General features: G+C 60.6%; 3 protein-coding genes and 1 pseudogene. 1 reads left to right on the forward strand and 3 read right to left on the reverse strand.

The genetic code is table 11. The features are described from left to right. The 3 genes and pseudogenes from ACRESD_RS10280 to ACRESD_RS10290 all read right to left on the reverse strand — a co-directional run. Positions 1–157, reverse strand: a pseudogene (locus ACRESD_RS10280) (transcriptional regulator); the annotation flags it as partial. Between the two features lie 7 nt (positions 158–164). Beyond that, complete coding sequence (locus tag ACRESD_RS10285; RefSeq protein WP_431750812.1) at positions 165–596, reverse strand: GNAT family N-acetyltransferase; 432 nt, start codon at positions 594–596, stop codon at positions 165–167. Then, a complete protein-coding gene (locus ACRESD_RS10290) occupies positions 597–1,346 on the reverse strand; it encodes a carbon-nitrogen hydrolase family protein (RefSeq protein WP_431750813.1) in 750 nt (249 codons plus the stop codon). A 610-nt stretch (positions 1,347–1,956) separates the two neighbouring features. On the opposite strand from ACRESD_RS10290, the gene ACRESD_RS10295 reads away from it, so the two are divergent. Continuing rightward, positions 1,957–3,004 (forward strand): 3-deoxy-7-phosphoheptulonate synthase (locus ACRESD_RS10295; protein WP_431750814.1); only part of this gene is annotated, 1,048 nt, incomplete at its 3' end.

A 3,004-nucleotide genomic window follows, 5' to 3' on the forward strand; every position in this document is an offset into this window, starting at 1 on the left:
CCACAGAAGAGTGCTCGGCCAAGGTAGAGCTCAGGCGGCGAATCGCATCCTGACCTTCCTTGAACATTGAGCGGTAATCGCCCAGAACTTTCTCTTCAATCCGGCTCAAGTGATCCAGTTGAATCGGTGTGGCAGTTCCGGTTAACACGAACAGAACATAGGGTTTAGCTTGACTGACAGACGCGCTCCATCCTCCAGAAGCAGTGTTCTTCACCGACGATCCTCATACCGCTGCGCAGATAGAGTCTCCTGGCCGGGTTGTTCTTGAACACGGTCAAACGCAACACTCCCAGTGCCTGCGCCTTGAGCGCCATCTGCTCCAAAACCCAACTGCCCGCGCCCAGCCCACGACATGCCTCGAGCATATGTAGCTCGCGGATATAGAGCGCTCTGCTGTCGCGGCTCAAACTGATAAAACCCAGCACCGCATTGTCATTGCAGATCAGCCAGTTTTCGCGGCCCGCCCAGGCGACATCGAAGCCATCGTTGGACCACATCAGGCCGTATTGCAGGTAATAACCGCTCATGGCCTCATAGGTCAGGGCTCGTGCGAACGGTAGGTCCTGATCCGTCGCGGGGCGCAGATGAAACGCCATTCAGAGAGCTACCACTTGGCCAGCCCACCCCGCGCCATCGCGACGAGCAACCACCAGCGCATCCCCTACGCCAGGTGCCGCGGCCAGTAAATCGCCGTCAGCGGCCCAGATGGCACTGCGACCGGCGCAAACATAGCCACCTGATGGGCCACCATGGTTAGCCATCAGCACCAGCAAGCCATGCTCGGCCGCATGCCCCTGGAGCAAAACGCTGTCTTTTACGTAGCCGCCTTCGCTGATCAACACACCGGCGGCATAGACAGTGGCGTGCGCCTCAGCGGCCTGACGCGGGTGGCTCGCGTGGGAAAAATCCGCGCACACCGCCAGCACAACCCGCTCATCCCCAAGTTCGAGCGCCGCACCACCGTACCCTGGAACAAACGCCGCCTCTTCGCCAGGATGAAGGTGCTGCTTGGTGTACACCGCAAGAGAACCGTCCGCCCCCATTACCAGCGCAGCAATCAACACACCCGCCTCAGGTGCCAGGCGAATCGGCATGCCGACCACCGCCGTCAATCTCAATTCCCGCGCCATCTCGCGCAGCGGCGCCAGTACCGCGTCATCGGGAGCAATCGCCAATTCGGCGGCCAATGAAGGTTCATACCCGGTCAACGACATTTCCGGAAACACCAGCAATTGCACACCGTGCTCGGCAGCCGCGCGCATGAACGACAGGTGCCGCTGGATATTGGCCAGCACATCGCCCGCGATCGAGACGGTTTGAGCGGCAGCAAGGGTCAAGGCAGTCATGGTCGCGTTCCAGCAATCATTGTCAAAGTCTGACAAGCATATCTCGACCCATAGCACTCGGTCCCCCTGTGCAATAGAAATTACTGATTGAATCCTCCTGCGTGCCTCTAGTAAGCTCCCCCCATCATTTGGAGACACACCATGTTGCAACTCACCCACACTCAGGTTTGCCCTGCTGCCAGCGCCCAGCGCTCGGTATCGGCTACCCGTGCGTGCGGTTCGAGCGCAGCTGTAAGCTTTTATTTTGGGTATTGGTTTAGCCACTGGCGCGCCTGATACCTGAAATCGGCGCCCACTGCTCAAGGGGTCGCCTACCAGAGAAATCTAACCCCCGGTCGGCTCCCCGACCGGGGGTTTTGTTTTTTCAGGCCCTCACCTATTCAGCAAGAACACTTAAAGGACATACGACATGAACTACGCCACCTATTACCGCTACGACACTTCCACTGCATGGCGATTTAGCAAGCTCCGTTCGGGACAGCCTGCCGCCTCCGATCGGTCACCTATTGGTGGCAAGCCAACACGCGTAGCCAATACGGCCAATTGTCGAACACCCCAGTAGGGCAGAGCGTGCGGGAACAGCCCGCCGCTTGCCCAGGAAGCCTTGAATATGAACTCTGCCACCGCCGCTCTGCCCGTTTCGAACCTGAACAGCGCCAATGAAGCCCTGACTCAGCGCCTGCCCAGCTCCCTTGAGCTCAAGCACCAGCTCCCCCTCAGCCCGTTCCTCAATGAACAAGTCCATGCCCATCGCCAAGCCGTGCGCGCCATTCTCAATGGTGAAGACTCACGCTTGCTGGTGATTGTCGGCCCGTGCTCGATCCACGACCCGCAATCGGCCATGGAATACGCGCGTAATCTGAAGAAGCTGGCCCTGGAAGTCAGCGACCAGATGCTGCTGGTGATCCGCGCCTACGTCGAAAAACCGCGCACCACCATCGGCTGGAAAGGCCTGGCCTACGATCCGCACCTGGATGGCAGCGATGACATGGCCGCCGGCCTCACCCTGTCCCGCGAGCTGATGCGCGAAATGCTGCGCCTGGGCCTGCCGGTCGCCACCGAACTGCTGCAACCCATGGCCGCTGGCTACTTCGATGACCTGCTCAGTTGGGTCGCGATTGGCGCACGCACCACCGAATCGCAGATCCACCGCGAGATGGCCAGCGGCCTGAGCATGCCCGTGGGCTTCAAGAACGGCACCGACGGCGGAGTCGCGATTGCCTGTGATGCGATGCGCTCGGCGTCTCACCCACATCGCCACTTCGGCGTCGACAGCCAGGGCCATCCGGCGATCATCCAGACCCCCGGCAACCCCGACACACATCTGGTGCTGCGCGGCGGTCACCGTGGGCCGAACTACGATGCGCAAAGCGTGGCGCAGGTGAAGCTCGACCTGGCCAAAGCCAAGGTGACGGCGCGGATCATGGTCGACTGCAGCCATGCCAACAGCGGCAAAGACCCGCTACGTCAACCCGCTGTATTCAACGAAGTGCTGGAGCAACGCTTGCTGGGCGACACATCGCTGATCGGCATGATGCTCGAAAGCCACCTGTTCGAAGGCTGCCAGCCGTTGAGCACGTCGATGAAGTACGGCGTGTCGGTGACCGATGGTTGCCTGGGCTGGGACGGCACCGAGCAACTGTTGCGCAGTGCGGCGG

This window comes from Pseudomonas sp. (assembly GCF_050739995.1).
GTDB lineage: Bacteria > Pseudomonadota > Gammaproteobacteria > Pseudomonadales > Pseudomonadaceae > Aquipseudomonas.

Coding starts and splice junctions, on each gene's coding strand:
- ACRESD_RS10285 (WP_431750812.1), bottom strand. CDS start 596: ATGGCGTTTCATCTGCGCCCCGCGACGGATCAGGACCTACCGTTCGCA.
- ACRESD_RS10290 (WP_431750813.1), bottom strand. CDS start 1,346: ATGACTGCCTTGACCCTTGCTGCCGCTCAAACCGTCTCGATCGCGGGC.